This is a genomic window from Erwinia artemisiae, from assembly GCF_051400835.1.
GTDB lineage: Bacteria > Pseudomonadota > Gammaproteobacteria > Enterobacterales > Enterobacteriaceae > Erwinia > Erwinia aeris.
On record NZ_JBLFFM010000002.1, the window covers coordinates 412,814 to 428,631 of the forward strand.

Below are 15,818 nucleotides of genomic sequence, written 5' to 3' on the forward strand. Positions count from 1 at the left end.
ATTGGGGTGTCGCCAAGCGGTAAGGCACTGGTTTCTGATACCAGCATTCCGGGGTTCGAATCCCTGCACCCCAGCCAATAAGTAAAGAAGCCCGCGCAAGCGGGCTTTTTTACGTCTGCGATCTTTCCTCACAACTGCTTTGCGATGCGCAGAATGTACAACCGTTTATCACACTCCCCGTCGTATTATCACCAAAAGACTTAAGAAAGTTCCTTTAATGCCCGCTTGCCGCTTTCTTCAGTACGGATGGATTAAAGAGTCGCACCTGAAAACCGATGGGCCTGTTGTCCTCCTCTTATTGATTTGCACCATACACGAGTAGGAATGACGACGAATTCGTTTACCGTGAAGGGCAATGCCGCCTGACAACATGCTACCGAGCGCGCAATCGCTTATCACTCACGACATTATTGGCAAAGTGGAGGTATGTTAGCTCCAGGAGCATGAGTCCGGTCAGGCTAACGCTGGGTTCCGGGCTTTTGACTATATTAGTGCTACATGTAACTACTTCAACATGCGGTTGCGGATAACAATTTTGTAAGGAAGGCGCGGCGACCAGCGAAACAGGCATGGTCCACTGAGATGGTATCAGGTTGGGTCAACATGACATTGATTGAATATAACTGTGGCTATATACTGAACTCGTAAATCACGATGCGTGATAAGGAGTAACATATGACACAGAAGCATGAAGTTAAAAACAGCGAGAAGCCGCGGCAAACTCTTCGACGTTCCGCTGAATACAAGGCACGACTAAGTGCTGCTTCTGAAATTCTTGCGGCCAAAATGGAAGAGAAGCGGCAACAATGGGATTTAAAATAAGCAGATCTCAGGCACTTACAGACATTATCAGCCAATACCCGGTGGCAGCATTACCTATCGAAGAATTTGAGCAATATAAGCGGGAATGCATGGATTTTGGTGACATTCCCGCCCCTCCAATTCATGTTCAGTTACAGCATCCAGCACATATCGATACTATAGGTCGGGATAAGTTAATGGAGCGGCCATCATCTGCCCGTGAGGAAGAGTTGCACCATGTTCACATCTGGCAAGAAGGGTGCTGTTGGGAGGATGAAAGTGGACTAAAGATACAATGGGCGTCGACAAGCGACAGTTATGTGGTTTACTCGTATTTCATCGACCGCGACCGCGACTATCATTTTTATGTGATCGACTACTGCCAGGACGCAGCTCACGCGTTGATAGAAGATGAACGTCAGGTTACCGCGTGGACAGAGCAAGCTAAAGTATTTCGCCAACAAAACATCTAAACATACCATCACGAAGATAAAGCTAAAAAACCAAACTTTGAAAGGTGAGTGAACGTCTTGTTGATGTTACTCAGCAAGTGTTTGCCCTCACGCATTCCACTCGTTCCAGCCTTGATGCCATAGCGACCCTCTATGCGCACCTTAAAAGAGCCAGCCGGTAATGCAACACCTCAGCAGAGAACCTGCCGATATTACCCCATGAACAACCAAGGCATTGTGGTGTTGGGATCTGCAGCTCAGCAAGCATAGATAGTTAAACCCCTACCCAAACGGGATAAGTGCCAATCTGCGTCAGCTAATCCAGTAAGCAGTGCTTATCTACTCTGCCAGAGAAAGTAACGCAGTCAGTAAACAGAAGCTGAACGCCGCAAATAATAAGGTCCTGTCGGACCTTAAGCTTAAAGAAACCTCTTGCGCTTCATACCTGCGCGCTGCATCTGAAGCTGCGTATTAAAACCTATAATCCCAATGCGTAGCGCAACGCCTGCCGCTTCAGCACGCCCGACCTCTCCGCCGCCATCAGACCCAGATTACGCAAAATACGTAGAGGCGCCGCCTGCGTACTGAAGGCGAAATAGAAGAGATCCATGCCGCTCTGCATCAGCAGATTATCCGTATGGCGTGAGCGCTGGTAGCGCAGCAGTACTCTTTCCGACGCCCAGTCTTCGGCCCGCTCACGTGAGGCGGTCAGCGTATCAATCAGCGCGTCCACGTCGCGATAGCCTAAATTCACGCCCTGCCCCGCCAGCGGATTAATGGTGTGTGCAGCGTCGCCTACCAGTGCCAGCCCCGGCAGCACGTAGCGGGTAGCATGTCGGCGTACCAGCGGAAAGGATCCTGCCGCTACCGGCGTCACTTTGCCTAACCGCGCCGGGAAATGCGTTTTGATCTCCTCCGCCAGCTGCGCCATGCTCATAGCCTGTAGCTGACGAATCCTCGCCGGGCTGTCGTACCACACCAGCGACGCCCAGCCGTTAAACAGCGGCAAGAAAGCTCTTGGCCCCGTTGGCGTAAAGTGTTGCCAGGTACAGTCGCCGGCGTCGTGCTCGCAGCGCACGCTGATCAGCATACAGGCCTGCGCATAGTTCCAGCCGCGAATGCCAATGCCTGCCAGCTGGCGTACCTGTGAACTGGCGCCGTCGGCGCCCACTACCAGCCTGGCGTGAAGCTTTTCGCCGTCCGCCAGCGTCAATGCCCAGCCGCCGTTACAGGCCTGCAGCGTTTGCAGCCGCGCAGGCGTTTTCAACGCGACTTCCTGCTGCTGGAGCCGCTGCCAGAGCGCCCGTTGCAGTACGCTGTTCTCCACCATAAAACCCAGCTCCGGCAGGCCCAGCGAAGCGGCGTCAAAACCAACCTGCGCCGTCTGCCACTCCCATGTCTCCAGCTTGCGGTAAGGCGCGCTGCGCATTGCCTGAACGCGAGGCCAGACCTCCAGCTGCTTCAACAGGTCAACCGAAGAGGCGCCCAGCGCGGAAATGCGGATATCCGGATCGCTCTCGGCCACGAATTCAGCCGGCTCCTGCTTTTCCAATACCGTTACCTGAAAGCCCTGCACCGCCAGTCCGCTGGCCAGCGCCGCGCCTACCATCCCGCCGCCCACGATAGCGACATCCCATTTTTGCGTTGTTTCTGTCATCATATTTTCCTGTCCAGTGGACGTCCGACGGGCTAATTCTGTTACCCTAAGTGTACCGGATTTTTAGCGGCTGTTGAGAAAACGGCGCGGTGCTGGTCACCACAGCAGCAAAGCTTTACAATACGCGCCCTGCATTCTCTCCTGCATGATAAATGGCAACCAGATGACGAAAAAACTTTATATCAAAACCTGGGGCTGTCAGATGAATGAGTATGACTCATCCAAAATGGCTGACCTGTTAAACAGCACCCACGGCTATTCCCTGACGGAAGTGGCGGAAGAGGCGGATGTGCTGCTGCTCAACACCTGTTCCATTCGTGAAAAGGCCCAGGAAAAAGTTTTCCATCAGCTTGGGCGTTGGAAAACGCTGAAGGATCGCAATCCCGATGTGGTCATCGGCGTGGGCGGCTGCGTGGCGTCGCAGGAAGGCGAACATATTCGCCAGCGTGCGCATTTCGTCGATATTGTTTTCGGCCCGCAGACGCTGCATCGCCTGCCGGAAATGATCAATACCGTGCGCGGCTCCAAAAGCCCGATTGTTGATATCAGCTTCCCGGAGATTGAAAAATTTGACCGCCTGCCGGAACCCAAAGCAGACGGCCCGACGGCCTTCGTTTCTATTATGGAAGGCTGCAATAAATATTGTACTTTCTGCGTGGTGCCTTATACCCGCGGTGAGGAAGTCAGCCGTCCATGCGACGATATTCTGTTTGAAATCGCCCAGCTGGCGGCGCAGGGCGTGCGTGAAGTCAATCTGCTGGGTCAGAACGTCAACGCCTATCGCGGCGAAACCTTTGACGGCGAAGTCTGTACCTTTGCCGACCTGCTGCGTCTGGTGGCGGCGATTGACGGCATCGACCGCATTCGCTTCACCACCAGCCATCCGATTGAGTTCACGGACGACATCATTGAAGTCTACCGCGACACGCCGGAGCTGGTCAGCTTCCTGCATCTGCCCGTCCAGAGCGGCGCAGACCGTATTCTGACGCTGATGAAGCGCGCCCATACCGCGCTGGAATATAAAGCGATTATTCGCAAGCTGCGCGCGGCGCGACCGGACATTCAGATCAGCTCGGATTTCATCATCGGCTTCCCTGGCGAAACCCAGCAGGATTTCGAGCAGACCATGAAGCTGATCGGCGAGGTCAATTTCGACACCAGCTACAGCTTTATCTATTCTGCCCGTCCGGGTACGCCTGCCGCCGATCTGCCGGACGACGTGCCGGAAGAAGAGAAGAAGCAGCGTTTGTGGATCCTCCAGGATCGCATTAACCAGCAGGCGATGGCATGGAGCCGCCGGATGCTGGGCACCGTTCAGCGTATCCTGGTGGAAGGCACCTCGCGTAAGAACGTGATGGAGCTGTCCGGCCGCACGGAAAACAACCGCGTGGTAAACTTTGAAGGCACGCCAGAGATGATCGGCAAGTTTGTGGATGTTGAGATCGTCGATGTCTATACCAACTCGCTGCGCGGCAAAGTCGTGCGCACCGAAGAGGAAATGGGCCTGCGCACTATTGAATCCCCGGCTTCCGTGATTGCGCGCACGCGCAAGGAAAACGAGCTGGGCGTTGGCCTGTTCCAGCCCTGATCCCACCGAATTTTTGCGGCGAATCTCACAGGTTCGCCGCCTGAAAACGCGTACGCGGCTTGCTTTCTGCGCACTGTGCCCAAATATCTTCACCTGCGCTTGCGCATTAGGGCGCAGCCATAAATAATTCCCTTATGGTCACGGCGTTACCGGCGTGACCAGCCTGTAAAAAGCCATCCTCAACCTGGCCCTGAGCGACCCAAAGGATTAGTTTGAATATTGAAACACGCGAAATCACTTTAGATCCTGCTGATAATCATCGTCTGCTGAGCCTGTGCGGCCCGTTCGACGACAATATCAAGCAGCTGGAACGCCGGTTAGGCATTGAGATTAATCGTCGCGATAACGCCTTTAAGCTGACGGGCAAATCACTGATTGTCGACGCCGCCGTTCGTATTCTGCGCGACCTTTATGTCGATACGGCTCCCGTACGCGGCAATATCCCGGATATCGATCCCGAGCAGATCCATCTGGCGATCAAAGAGAGCCGGGTGCTGGAACAGTCGGCGGAGAGCGTGCCGGAATATGGCAAAGCGGTCACCATCAAGACCAAACGCGGCGTCATCAAACCGCGTACGCCTAACCAGGCGCAGTACGTGGCAAATATGCTCGATCACGATATCACTTTTGGTGTTGGCCCGGCCGGTACCGGGAAAACTTACCTGGCGGTAGCCGCGGCGGTAGACGCGCTGGAGCGTCAGGAAGTGCGCCGTATCCTGCTGACGCGTCCGGCGGTGGAAGCTGGCGAAAAGCTGGGCTTTCTGCCCGGCGATCTGAGCCAGAAGGTCGATCCTTACCTGCGTCCGCTGTATGACGCCCTGTTTGAAATGCTGGGCTTCGAGCGCGTGGAAAAGCTGATTGAGCGCAACGTGATTGAAGTCGCGCCGCTGGCCTATATGCGCGGCCGCACGCTGAACGACGCCTTTATCATTCTGGATGAAAGTCAGAACACCACCATCGAACAGATGAAGATGTTCCTGACCCGCATCGGCTTCAACTCCAAAGCGGTCATCACCGGCGACGTCACGCAGATTGACCTGCCGCGCAACCTGAAATCGGGCCTGCGTCACGCGATTGAAGTGCTGGCCGACGTGGAAGAGATCAGCTTTAACTTCTTCCACAGCGAGGACGTTGTGCGTCACCCGGTGGTCGCCCGCGTGGTTATCGCCTATGAAGCCTGGGAAGCCGCCGACCAGAAGCGCCGTGACGCGCTGGCCGAAGAACGTAAACGCGAGGCGCTGGCGCTGCAGCAGGCCGCGCAGGAGCAGAAATGAGTACCGTAATACTGGATTTACAGCTGGCGTGCGAACAGCCGGAAGGTTTACCGGCCGAAGCGGATTTTCAGCGCTGGCTGGAAGCGGTGCTGCCGCAGTTTCAGGAAGAAAGCGAAGTAACGATCCGCGTGGTGGATGAGGCAGAAAGCCGCGAGCTGAACCACACCTATCGCAGCAAGGACAAACCCACTAACGTGCTGTCGTTTCCTTTTGAAGCGCCGCCGGGCATTGAGCTGCCGCTGCTGGGCGACCTGATCATCTGTCGCCAGGTGGTGGAGCAGGAAGCGGCAGAGCAGGAAAAACCGCTGCTGGCGCACTGGGCGCATATGGTCATTCACGGCAGCCTGCATCTGCTGGGCTATGATCATATCGAAGATGACGAAGCCGAAGAGATGGAGGCGATCGAGACCGAGATAATGCTTGCTCTTGGTTATGCCGACCCGTACATTTCGGAGAAAGAGTTCTAAACCGCGTCCCTTCCCCACCGGAAGGGACACCCTTAATCTCAGCAAGAGTGACAGAAACAAAAACGCCATGAGCGATGACCATTCACAGAACAACGACAGTCCCAGTAGCAAAAAGGGATTTTTCACCCTTATCCTCAACCAGCTGTTTCACGGTGAGCCTAAAAACCGCGACGATCTGCTGGAGCTAATCCGCGATTCCGAGCAGAACGAGCTGATAGACCAGGATACCCGCGACATGCTCGAAGGGGTCATGGATATCGCTGAACAGCGCGTGCGTGACATTATGATCCCGCGCTCGCAGATGGTGACGCTGAAGCGTAACCAGTCGCTCGACGAGTGCCTGGATACCATTATCGAATCCGCCCACTCGCGCTTTCCGGTTATCAGCGAAGATAAGGATCATGTCGAAGGCATTCTGATGGCGAAAGATTTGCTGCCTTTTATGAGCAGCGAATCCGCCCCGTTCAGCATTGAAAAAGTGCTGCGTCCGGCTGTAGTGGTGCCGGAGAGCAAGCGCGTCGACCGGATGCTGAAAGAGTTTCGCTCGCAGCGCTACCATATGGCGATTGTGATTGATGAGTTCGGCGGCGTATCCGGTCTGGTCACCATTGAAGATATTCTGGAGCTGATCGTCGGCGAAATCGAAGACGAATATGACGACGAGGAAGATCGTGATATTCGTCAGCTGAGCCGTCATACCTACACCATCCGCGCCCTGACGCCGATTGAAGATTTCAACGAGGTCTTTGAAACGCACTTCAGCGATGAGGAAGTGGATACTATCGGCGGGCTGGTGATGCAGGCGTTCGGGCATCTGCCCGCGCGCGGCGAAAGCATCGAAATTGAAGGCTATCAGTTCAAGGTCGCCATGGCCGACAGCCGCCGTATTATTCAGGTGCACGTCAAAATTCCGGAAAACGCGACGCAACCGATACTGGAAGAATAATTTCCCTATGGCTATTGCCTCTTTATACCAGCGCCAGCGGGTTCGCCTGCTTTTAGCGCTGCTGACGGGTGCCGCTGGCACCCTGGCGTTTTCGCCTTATGATTTCTGGCCCGCCGCGCTGGTTTCGCTTTGCGGCCTGCTGGCGCTGACCCTTAACCGCTCGACGCGCCAGGCAACCGCTATCGGTTTCGTCTGGGGTTTCGGCCTGTTCGGCAGCGGCGTTAACTGGGTCTATGTCAGTATCGCCACGTTTGGCGGCATGCCTGGCCCGGTCAACGTTTTTCTGGTGATCCTGCTGGCGGCTTACCTTGCGCTCTACACCATGCTGTTTGCCGCTCTGCTGAACCGGCTGTTCCCCAAAACCTCGCTGACGCGGCTGGCGCTGGCCGCGCCCGTACTGTGGCAAATCACCGAGTTTCTGCGCGGCTGGGTGCTCACTGGCTTCCCGTGGCTGCAATTTGGCTACAGCCAGATTGACGGGCCGCTAAAAGGGCTGGGGCCGCTGACGGGCGTGGAGGGCATTACCTTTGTCCTGACCATCGTCGCCGGGCTGGTGGTCTTTGCTGCGGCAAAACGCAGCTGGATAGCGGCCGTCGGCGCGCTGGCGCTGCTGCTGCTGCCCTGGCCGCTGCGCATGATTAGCTGGTATCAGCCGCAGCCCGGACGCACGGTAAATGTCGCGCTGGTGCAGGGCAACATTCCTCAGTCGCTGAAATGGGATCCCAACCAGCTTATCAACACGCTGAAAACCTATACAGCGCTGACGCGGCCTTACGTTAATAAGACGCCGCTGATTATCTGGCCGGAGTCGGCTATTCCCGATCTGGAAACCAATCAGCAGCCTTTCCTGCAAACCATAGACCGCGAGCTGCGTTCCCAGGGCAGCAGCCTGATCACGGGTATTGTCGATTCGCGACTGGAAAATAATCGCTATCACGATTACAACTCGATCATTGTGCTGGGTGATAAGCAGCCTTACAGCTACGAAAGCGGCAGCCGCTACCAGAAAAACCATCTGGTGCCGTTTGGCGAATTCGTGCCGCTGGAGGCGTTATTGCGTCCGCTGGCGCCCTTTTTCGATCTGCCAATGTCTTCGTTTAGCCGTGGCGCCTATCGCCAGCCGCAGCTCCAGGCGGGCGGCTATAAGCTGACGGCGGCAATCTGCTATGAAATCGTGCTGGGCCAGCAGCTGCGGGATAATTTCCGTCCCGATACCGATTTTCTGCTGACTATCTCTAACGATGCCTGGTTCGGTCATTCCATTGGGCCGTGGCAGCATTTCCAGATGGCGCGGATGCGCGCGCTGGAGCTGGGCCGACCGCTGCTGCGCGATACCAACAACGGCGTGACGGCGGTAATTGATGCGGACGGCAGCGCGGAAGAGATGATCCCGCAATTTGTTCCGGATGTACTGGCAACCGGCGTTACGCCAACCCGTGGACTTACGCCGTACGCGCGTTTCGGCAACTGGACGGTATGGATTGTGACAGCGCTGTTTGCTGCGGCCGCCCTGTTTACCGGCCGGCGGAACAGACGCTGATAGTTAAAGCGCAGGGCGTTTTGCCGGCTCCCTGCGCTTTATTTCCTCCATGCCTTTCACATCCCGTTTTTCTGCTTTCTTCCGAACCTTTCCCGCGTAAAAACCACTCACAACAAAGCCATACGGAAAATCTGGCATGGCGATTGCAATTTATTTCCCGACTACGCTGAAAACGTCAGCGACAGCGACCGGCTGGCCGGAAATGCACCATAACTGCTCGTCCTCTGCGCCACCAGCGGGCAGCCCTTCAGGCAATGCATTATTTTGGTGCGGCACGCTTCGCAAAACCGAAACTTTATTGTTTCATACCGTTAACATTCAGCTATGTTATGGCTATCCGGCGCGGCCCTGGCGCTGAAAATACAACAATAAACGGTTACAAACACAACATCACAATCGGCGCACCGTTATGGCGCTTTACAACGAAGGAGTTGGAGATGAAATTTCGGAAAACTGGGCTGTGCCTGCTGGCACTGGCTGGCCTGTCCTCCGCCGTGGCTCACGCAGCTGATGCCCCGCAAAGCACGCTGGACAAAATTGCCAAAAACGGCGTTATCGTCGTCGGCCATCGTGAGTCTTCCGTTCCTTTTTCTTACTATGACAACCAGCAAAAAGTCGTCGGCTATTCGCAGGATTATTCCAACGCCATCGTGGCGGCGATCAAAGCCAAACTGAACAAGCCCGATCTGCAGGTGAAAATGCTGCCGATCACCTCGCAAAACCGTATCCCGCTGCTGCAAAACGGCACCTATGATTTTGAGTGCGGCTCTACCACTAATAACGCGGAACGTCAGCAACAGGCGGCCTTCTCCAATACCGTCTTTGTTATCGGCACCCGTTTGCTGGTGAAAAAAGGCAGTCCGATTAAGGATTTCCCGGATTTGAAAGGCAAAACCGTGGTGGTCACTTCCGGCACTACCTCTGAGATCCTGCTGCACAAGCTGAACGACGAGAAGAAGCTGGAGATGCGTATCATCAGCGCTAAAGATCACGGCGACTCGTTCCGTACGCTGGAAAGCGGCCGTGCCGTCGCCTTTATGATGGACGATGCGCTGCTGGCAGGCGAACGCGCCAAGGCCAAAAAACCGGATAACTGGGAAATCGTAGGCACGCCGCAGTCGAAAGAAGCCTACGGCTGTATGTTGCGCAAAGGCGATACCGCCTTTAAACAGCTGATGGATGAAACCATCGCTAAAGCGCAGACGTCAGGCGAGGCGACAAAATGGTTCGACAAATGGTTTACCCAGCCTATTCCGCCTAAAAACCTGAATATGAACTTCGCGCTTTCTGAAGATATGAAAGCCACGTTCAAAACACCGAATGATAAGGCGCTGAATTAATAACAAAAATAAGGGCGGCGTGCCGCCTTTGATTGTTGAACACGGGCAAGGACAGACAGCGGCCTGAAAAGTTCGGCACCAACAAGCCGACAGTCAGGCTGACGTTTGCCGCGGTCGTTCCCCACGGTAAACACGCCTCTCATCAATCTTCAGGGTAGCGCTGCTACCCTTTTTTCTACCGGAGTGACTTATGTCTATTGATTGGAACTGGGGTATTTTCCTGCAGCAGGCCCCGTTCGGTAATACCACCTATCTGGGATGGCTGTGGTCCGGCTTTCAGGTCACCATCGCCGTCTCCGTCTGCGCCTGGATCATCGCCCTCTGTGTCGGATCGCTGTTCGGTATTTTGCGTACCGTACCCAACCGCTGGCTTTCCGCTCTTGGCACCTGCTACGTGGAGCTGTTCCGCAACGTACCGCTGATCGTACAGTTTTTTATCTGGTATCTGGTGGTGCCGGAGCTGCTGCCGGAAAGCGTCGGCATGTGGTTTAAGTCAGAGCTGGATCCCAATATTCAGTTTTTCACCTGTTCTGTACTCTGCCTGGGCCTGTTCACCGCCGCTCGCGTCTGCGAACAGGTGCGCGCTGCCATTCAGTCGCTGCCGCGCGGTCAGAAGAATGCCGGCCTGGCAATGGGATTGACGCTGCCGCAAACCTACCGCTACGTGCTGCTGCCCAACGCCTACCGGGTAATTGTGCCGCCGATGACCTCGGAAATGCTGAACCTGGTAAAAAACTCCGCTATCGCCTCAACCATCGGGCTGGTCGATATGGCGGCACAGGCGGGTAAACTGCTGGATTATTCCGCGCACGCTTATGAATCCTTTACCGCAATCACCGTGGCCTACATCGCCATTAACGTCGTAATCATGCTGCTGATGAGCCTGGTCGAACGCAAAGTGCGCCTGCCCGGCGGCATGGGAGGCAAATAATGTACGAGTTTGACTGGAGCACCATTGTTCCCAATCTGCCCTACCTGATTAACGGCATGATTATCACGCTGAAAATCACCGCTATCGCCGTGGTGTTCGGCATTATCTGGGGCACGCTGCTGGCCGTGATGCGGCTGTCGAGATTTAAGCTCGTCAGCTGGTTCGCCAAACTGTACGTTAACCTGTTCCGCTCCGTCCCGCTGGTGATGGTGCTGCTCTGGTTTTATCTGGTGGTGCCCAGCTTTTTACAGCAGGTGCTGGGGATCTCCCCTAAAACCGATATCCGGCTGATCTCCGCAATGGTCGCCTTCGCCTTGTTTGAAGCCGCCTACTATTCGGAAATTATCCGCGCGGGCATTTTGAGTATCGCGGGCGGTCAGGGCAAGGCCGCGCTGGCGCTGGGCATGACGCAGTGGCAGGCGATGCAGCTGATTATTCTGCCGCAGGCGTTTCGCGCCATGGTGCCGCTGCTGCTGACTCAGGGTATCGTGCTGTTTCAGGATACTTCGCTGGTGTACGTCCTCAGCCTTGCCGACTTCTTCCGCACCGCCGACACTATCGGCATCAATAACGGCACCGAGATCGAGATGGTGCTGTTTGCCGGCGCGGTTTACTTTGTTATCAGCCTTAGCGCTTCGCTTTTGGTCAGCTATCTGAAGAAAAAAAGGACGGTTTAAATGATTACCCTGAAAAACGTTTCTAAGTGGTATGGTCACTTTCAGGTACTGACCGACTGCTCTACCGAAGTTAAAAAAGGCGAAGTGGTCGTGGTCTGCGGCCCTTCCGGCTCCGGCAAATCGACGCTGATCAAAACGGTCAACGGTCTTGAACCCGTTCAGCAAGGCAGCATCGCCGTCAACGGCACGGCGGTGACGGAGAAGAAAACTAATCTGGCGCAGCTGCGCGCGAAAGTCGGCATGGTTTTCCAGCATTTTGAGCTTTTCCCGCATTTGACGATTGTGGAAAACCTGACGCTGGCGCAGGTTAAAGTGCTCAGGCGTAATAAAGAAGAGGCGCGTCAGAAAGGCCTGAAGCTGCTGGAGCGCGTAGGGCTGTCTGCGCACGCCAATAAACATCCCGGTCAGCTTTCCGGCGGTCAGCAGCAGCGCGTGGCTATCGCCCGGGCGCTCTGTATGGATCCCGTCGCGATGCTGTTTGATGAACCCACTTCCGCGCTGGATCCGGAAATGATCAACGAAGTGTTGGATGTAATGGTCGAGCTGGCGAACGAAGGCATGACCATGATGGTGGTGACGCACGAGATGGGCTTTGCCCGCAAAGTGGCGAACCGGGTGATCTTTATGGATGAGGGCAAAATTATTGAGGATTCGCCGAAAGACGATTTCTTTAATAATCCCAGCTCCGATCGTGCGAAAGATTTCTTAGCCAAAATTCTGCACTAGTCCCTGAGCCAGCGCGGGCAGTAAAAAGGCCCGGCGCTTTAAATGGAATTCGACCCAGGATCTGCCGCGCGGGCAGTAAAGCAGCCCGCGCGTTTACCTGCTGCTCAGGGTTCAAAAGCCTGACGCTGAAACTGATCGTTGCCGCATTCCGGACAGCGCGTCAGCGTTTCCGGCGTATAGATAGCTCGGGTAAACTGGCATTTTTCGCAGACCAGATTGCCCAACCCGACCACCTCGCCGCTCTGATAAACGCCGTGATGATTTAAATCCTGGAAAACCTCGCGCCACTCCAGCTGGCTCTTGTCGGTGATATCCGCCAGTTCTTTCCAGACGCTTTCCCGAATAACCCGCATAAAAACGCTGTCGCCGCTGTCCGCCTGATTTTCCGTATAGCTGCGGGCGAACTCTTCCAGATCGCGGCGCACGGCGCGGGTAACGTCGTCAATCTGACTGCGCGTCAGTTCGCCGCGATTATTCATGCGCTGCCGGGCGGCCTCCACCAAAGCATCAATATCATGCTCGCCTTTATTAATTCTCTCGGTCAGAGAGGAAACCAGTTCACGATAATACTGAGCAACCTTGTTCATTTTATCTCCTGAGCGTGCCGATATATGCTTCATTCAGTTTAGCGCTAAACGGATTATTGCAGCGGGACGGCGGTGAAATTTGCCTGCCATCTTCCAGCTTGCAGAGAAATGCCCGTTGTCGGGGCGGTTACTGTTGTTGCGCCGGGGGCGGATCAGCTATGCTATGCGGATCTGAACGAACATTAAGCCCGGCGCGACTCACCAGGTGCCCGGCGCTATTTACAAAGGACCACTGGCTGCCATGCAAGAGCAATATCGCCCGGAAGAGATAGAATCCCGTGTTCAACAGCACTGGGACGAGAAGCAAACCTTTAAAGTCACCGAAGAGGAAGGCAAAGAGAAGTACTACTGCCTCTCCATGCTGCCCTATCCTTCTGGCCGCCTACATATGGGCCACGTGCGTAACTACACCATCGGCGACGTGATCTCCCGCTATCAGCGCATGTTGGGCAAAAACGTGCTGCAGCCTATCGGCTGGGATGCGTTTGGCCTGCCTGCCGAAGGCGCCGCGGTAAAAAACAACACCGCGCCAGCGCCGTGGACCTACGACAATATCGCCTATATGAAGAACCAGCTTAAGCTGCTGGGCTTTGGCTATGACTGGAGCCGCGAACTGGCAACCTGCCAGCCGGAATACTATCGCTGGGAGCAGTGGTTCTTCACCAAACTGTATGAAAAAGGCCTGGTCTACAAAAAAACCTCCGCCGTTAACTGGTGCCCGAATGACCAGACCGTGCTGGCTAACGAACAGGTTATCGACGGCTGCTGCTGGCGCTGCGACAGCAAGGTCGAGCGTAAAGAGATCCCGCAGTGGTTTATCAAAATCACCGCCTATGCCGACGAGCTGTTAAACGATCTGGACACGCTGGAAAGCTGGCCTGAGCAGGTCAAAACCATGCAGCGCAACTGGATTGGCCGCTCCGAAGGCGTGGAAATCACCTTTGACGTCAAAGACAGTGAAGAGAAGCTGACCGTCTATACTACGCGTCCGGATACCTTTATGGGCGTGACCTATCTGGGTGTTGCTGCCGGTCATCCGCTGGCCATCCAGGCCGCAATGAACAACCCCGTGCTGGCGGATTTCATCGCTGAATGCCGCAACACCAAAGTCGCCGAAGCAGAAATGGCGACAATGGAGAAAAAAGGCATGGCGACCGGTCTGTTCGCCACGCATCCGCTGACCGGCGAACAGCTGCCAGTGTGGGTCGCCAACTTCGTGCTGATGGAATACGGCACCGGCGCGGTGATGGCCGTTCCGGGCCACGATCAGCGTGACTGGGAGTTTGCCACCAAATACGATCTGCCGGTGAAGCCGGTTATCCTCAATGCGGACGGCAGCGAGCCGGATCTGAGCGCGGCAGCGATGACCGAAAAAGGCACGCTGTTCAACTCCGGCGAATTCGACGGCCTCTCCTATGAAGATGGCTTTAACGCCATCGCCACCCGCCTGGCGGAGAAAGGCGTGGGTGAGCGCAAGGTCAATTACCGCCTGCGCGACTGGGGCGTTTCCCGTCAGCGCTACTGGGGCGCGCCAATCCCTATGGTAACGCTGGAGGACGGCACGGTTATGCCGACGCCGGAAGATCAGCTGCCGGTGATCCTGCCGGAAGATGTCACCATGGACGGCATCACCAGCCCGATTAAAGCCGATCCCGAGTGGGCAAAAACCACCGTCAACGGCCGGCCAGCGCTGCGTGAAACCGACACCTTCGACACCTTCATGGAGTCATCCTGGTACTACGCGCGCTATACCTGCCCGGATTTCGACAAAGGGATGCTGGATCCGGCTGCGGCCAACTACTGGCTGCCGGTCGATCAGTATGTAGGCGGCATCGAACACGCGATCATGCACCTGCTTTACTTCCGCTTCTTCCACAAGCTGCTGCGCGACGCCGGTCTGGTCAGCTCCAATGAGCCAGCCAAACGCCTGCTCTGCCAGGGCATGGTGCTGGCTGACGCCTTCTACTGGCTGGGCGCCAACGGCGGGCGCAACTGGGTATCGCCGGTTGACGTAACCGTCGAGCGCGACGAAAAAGGCCGCATCGTGAAGGCCACCGACGAAGCGGGCCACGAGCTGGTGTACGCGGGCATGAGCAAAATGTCCAAGTCGAAAAACAACGGTATCGATCCACAGGTCATGGTCGAGCGCTACGGCGCGGATACCGTGCGTCTGTTTATGATGTTCGCCTCTCCGGCCGAAATGACGCTGGAATGGCAGGAGTCCGGCGTGGAAGGCGCTAACCGCTTCCTGAAGCGCGTGTGGAAGCTGGTCTTTGAACATACTGCGAAAGGCCCGGCTGGCGCGCTCGACCTGAACAGCCTTAATGAAGATCAGAAGTCGCTGCGTCGCGATCTGCACAAAACCATCGCTAAAGTCTCGGACGATATTGGCCGTCGCCAGACCTTTAACACCGCCATCGCCGCCATTATGGAGCTGATGAACAAACTGGCGCGCGCGCCGCAGGAAGAGCCGCAGGATCGGGCGCTGATGCATGAAGCGCTGCTGGCCGTCGTGCGTATGCTCTATCCTTTCACTCCGCACGCCTGCTTCACCCTGTGGGAAGCGCTGGGCGGCGAAGGCGAAGTGGATAACGCGCCGTGGCCGCAGGCTGACGACGCCGCAATGGTAGAGGATTCTCTGCTGGTGGTGGTGCAGGTAAATGGCAAGGTTCGCGGCAAGATCACCGTTCCGGCGGATGCGACTCAGGAGCAGGTGCAGGCGCGTGCCGCACAGGAGCATCTGGTCGCAAAATATCTTGATGGCGTGACTATTCGTAAAGTGATTTACATTCAGGGCAAGCTGCTTAACCTGGTCGTGGGTTAATGTCAGGA

Annotated in this window: 15 protein-coding genes and 1 tRNA gene; 14 read left to right on the forward strand and 2 right to left on the reverse strand. The window is 55.8% G+C overall.

Annotated elements, in window-relative coordinates; translation table 11 throughout:
* Positions 1–2: 2 nt before the first annotated feature.
* From ACMGEE_RS06550 to ACMGEE_RS06560, 3 genes are all read left to right on the forward strand, one after another.
* Positions 3–77: transfer RNA gene (locus ACMGEE_RS06550), tRNA-Gln, on the forward strand.
* A 598-nt stretch (positions 78–675) separates the two neighbouring features.
* Positions 676–822, forward strand: a complete 147-nt coding sequence (locus ACMGEE_RS06555; RefSeq protein WP_301252596.1) for a hypothetical protein — start codon at positions 676–678, stop codon at positions 820–822.
* Complete coding sequence (locus ACMGEE_RS06560; RefSeq protein WP_301252595.1) at positions 807–1,274, forward strand: type II toxin-antitoxin system YafO family toxin; 468 nt, start codon at positions 807–809, stop codon at positions 1,272–1,274. Before ACMGEE_RS06555 ends, ACMGEE_RS06560 begins: the two co-directional genes overlap by 16 nt.
* A gap of 457 nt (positions 1,275–1,731) precedes the next feature.
* Here ACMGEE_RS06560 and ubiF read toward each other — a convergent pair whose 3' ends face one another.
* Positions 1,732–2,910, reverse strand: coding sequence for a 3-demethoxyubiquinol 3-hydroxylase (gene ubiF / locus ACMGEE_RS06565; protein ID WP_253461079.1), 1,179 nt, complete (start codon positions 2,908–2,910; stop codon positions 1,732–1,734).
* Positions 2,911–3,073: 163 nt separating this feature from the next.
* Between ubiF and miaB the strand changes: the two genes are divergently transcribed.
* The 10 genes from miaB to ACMGEE_RS06615 all read left to right on the forward strand — a co-directional run bounded on the left by miaB (position 3,074) and on the right by ACMGEE_RS06615 (position 12,399).
* Positions 3,074–4,498, forward strand: a complete 1,425-nt coding sequence (gene miaB / locus ACMGEE_RS06570) for a tRNA (N6-isopentenyl adenosine(37)-C2)-methylthiotransferase MiaB (RefSeq protein WP_253454906.1) — start codon at positions 3,074–3,076, stop codon at positions 4,496–4,498.
* Between the two features lie 212 nt (positions 4,499–4,710).
* The gene (locus ACMGEE_RS06575; RefSeq protein WP_253454907.1) at positions 4,711–5,772 is read left to right on the forward strand and encodes a PhoH family protein; all 1,062 of its coding nucleotides are present in this window, start codon (positions 4,711–4,713) and stop codon (positions 5,770–5,772) included.
* Positions 5,769–6,239: an rRNA maturation RNase YbeY gene (gene ybeY / locus ACMGEE_RS06580; protein ID WP_301252594.1), complete on the forward strand. Its 471-nt coding sequence runs from the start codon at positions 5,769–5,771 to the stop codon at positions 6,237–6,239. The genes ACMGEE_RS06575 and ybeY overlap by 4 nt, the downstream gene beginning before the upstream one ends.
* A gap of 67 nt (positions 6,240–6,306) precedes the next feature.
* Positions 6,307–7,185: a CNNM family magnesium/cobalt transport protein CorC gene (gene corC, locus ACMGEE_RS06585; protein WP_125288572.1), complete on the forward strand. Its 879-nt coding sequence runs from the start codon at positions 6,307–6,309 to the stop codon at positions 7,183–7,185.
* Positions 7,186–7,192: 7 nt separating this feature from the next.
* Positions 7,193–8,725 (forward strand): apolipoprotein N-acyltransferase, encoded by a 1,533-nt coding sequence (lnt, locus tag ACMGEE_RS06590; protein WP_253454909.1) that lies wholly within the window; start codon positions 7,193–7,195, stop codon positions 8,723–8,725.
* A gap of 136 nt (positions 8,726–8,861) precedes the next feature.
* A complete protein-coding gene (locus tag ACMGEE_RS06595; RefSeq protein ID WP_253454910.1) occupies positions 8,862–9,083 on the forward strand; it encodes a hypothetical protein in 222 nt (73 codons plus the stop codon).
* Positions 9,084–9,162: 79 nt separating this feature from the next.
* Positions 9,163–10,065, forward strand: coding sequence for a glutamate/aspartate ABC transporter substrate-binding protein (locus ACMGEE_RS06600; protein ID WP_253454912.1), 903 nt, complete (start codon positions 9,163–9,165; stop codon positions 10,063–10,065).
* 190 nt (positions 10,066–10,255) lie between these two features.
* Positions 10,256–10,996 (forward strand): amino acid ABC transporter permease, encoded by a 741-nt coding sequence (locus ACMGEE_RS06605; RefSeq protein ID WP_253454913.1) that lies wholly within the window; start codon positions 10,256–10,258, stop codon positions 10,994–10,996.
* Positions 10,996–11,673: a glutamate/aspartate ABC transporter permease GltK gene (gene gltK, locus ACMGEE_RS06610; RefSeq protein WP_253454914.1), complete on the forward strand. Its 678-nt coding sequence runs from the start codon at positions 10,996–10,998 to the stop codon at positions 11,671–11,673. Before ACMGEE_RS06605 ends, gltK begins: the two co-directional genes overlap by 1 nt.
* Positions 11,674–12,399, forward strand: coding sequence for an amino acid ABC transporter ATP-binding protein (locus ACMGEE_RS06615; RefSeq protein WP_253454915.1), 726 nt, complete (start codon positions 11,674–11,676; stop codon positions 12,397–12,399).
* A 104-nt stretch (positions 12,400–12,503) separates the two neighbouring features.
* Here ACMGEE_RS06615 and ACMGEE_RS06620 read toward each other — a convergent pair whose 3' ends face one another.
* The gene (locus ACMGEE_RS06620) at positions 12,504–12,986 is read right to left on the reverse strand and encodes a zinc ribbon-containing protein (RefSeq protein ID WP_253454916.1); all 483 of its coding nucleotides are present in this window, start codon (positions 12,984–12,986) and stop codon (positions 12,504–12,506) included.
* A gap of 241 nt (positions 12,987–13,227) precedes the next feature.
* Here ACMGEE_RS06620 and leuS point away from each other — a divergent pair, with 241 nt between their 5' ends.
* On the forward strand, positions 13,228–15,810 hold the full coding sequence (leuS, locus tag ACMGEE_RS06625; RefSeq protein ID WP_436829820.1) for a leucine--tRNA ligase: 2,583 nt from the start codon (positions 13,228–13,230) through the stop codon (positions 15,808–15,810).
* Positions 15,811–15,818 lie beyond the last annotated feature (8 nt).

What these genes read in the sequence shown, in the direction of transcription:
- ACMGEE_RS06555 (WP_301252596.1), top strand. Translation starts at nt 676, where the DNA reads ATGACACAGAAGCATGAAGTTAAAAACAGCGAGAAGCCGCGGCAAACT.
- ACMGEE_RS06560 (WP_301252595.1), top strand. Translation starts at nt 807, where the DNA reads ATGGGATTTAAAATAAGCAGATCTCAGGCACTTACAGACATTATCAGC.
- ubiF (WP_253461079.1), bottom strand. Translation starts at nt 2,910, where the DNA reads ATGACAGAAACAACGCAAAAATGGGATGTCGCTATCGTGGGCGGCGGG.
- miaB (WP_253454906.1), top strand. Translation starts at nt 3,074, where the DNA reads ATGACGAAAAAACTTTATATCAAAACCTGGGGCTGTCAGATGAATGAG.
- ybeY (WP_301252594.1), top strand. Translation starts at nt 5,769, where the DNA reads ATGAGTACCGTAATACTGGATTTACAGCTGGCGTGCGAACAGCCGGAA.
- corC (WP_125288572.1), top strand. Translation starts at nt 6,307, where the DNA reads ATGAGCGATGACCATTCACAGAACAACGACAGTCCCAGTAGCAAAAAG.
- lnt (WP_253454909.1), top strand. Translation starts at nt 7,193, where the DNA reads ATGGCTATTGCCTCTTTATACCAGCGCCAGCGGGTTCGCCTGCTTTTA.
- ACMGEE_RS06595 (WP_253454910.1), top strand. Translation starts at nt 8,862, where the DNA reads ATGGCGATTGCAATTTATTTCCCGACTACGCTGAAAACGTCAGCGACA.
- ACMGEE_RS06600 (WP_253454912.1), top strand. Translation starts at nt 9,163, where the DNA reads ATGAAATTTCGGAAAACTGGGCTGTGCCTGCTGGCACTGGCTGGCCTG.
- ACMGEE_RS06605 (WP_253454913.1), top strand. Translation starts at nt 10,256, where the DNA reads ATGTCTATTGATTGGAACTGGGGTATTTTCCTGCAGCAGGCCCCGTTC.
- gltK (WP_253454914.1), top strand. Translation starts at nt 10,996, where the DNA reads ATGTACGAGTTTGACTGGAGCACCATTGTTCCCAATCTGCCCTACCTG.
- ACMGEE_RS06615 (WP_253454915.1), top strand. Translation starts at nt 11,674, where the DNA reads ATGATTACCCTGAAAAACGTTTCTAAGTGGTATGGTCACTTTCAGGTA.
- ACMGEE_RS06620 (WP_253454916.1), bottom strand. Translation starts at nt 12,986, where the DNA reads ATGAACAAGGTTGCTCAGTATTATCGTGAACTGGTTTCCTCTCTGACC.
- leuS (WP_436829820.1), top strand. Translation starts at nt 13,228, where the DNA reads ATGCAAGAGCAATATCGCCCGGAAGAGATAGAATCCCGTGTTCAACAG.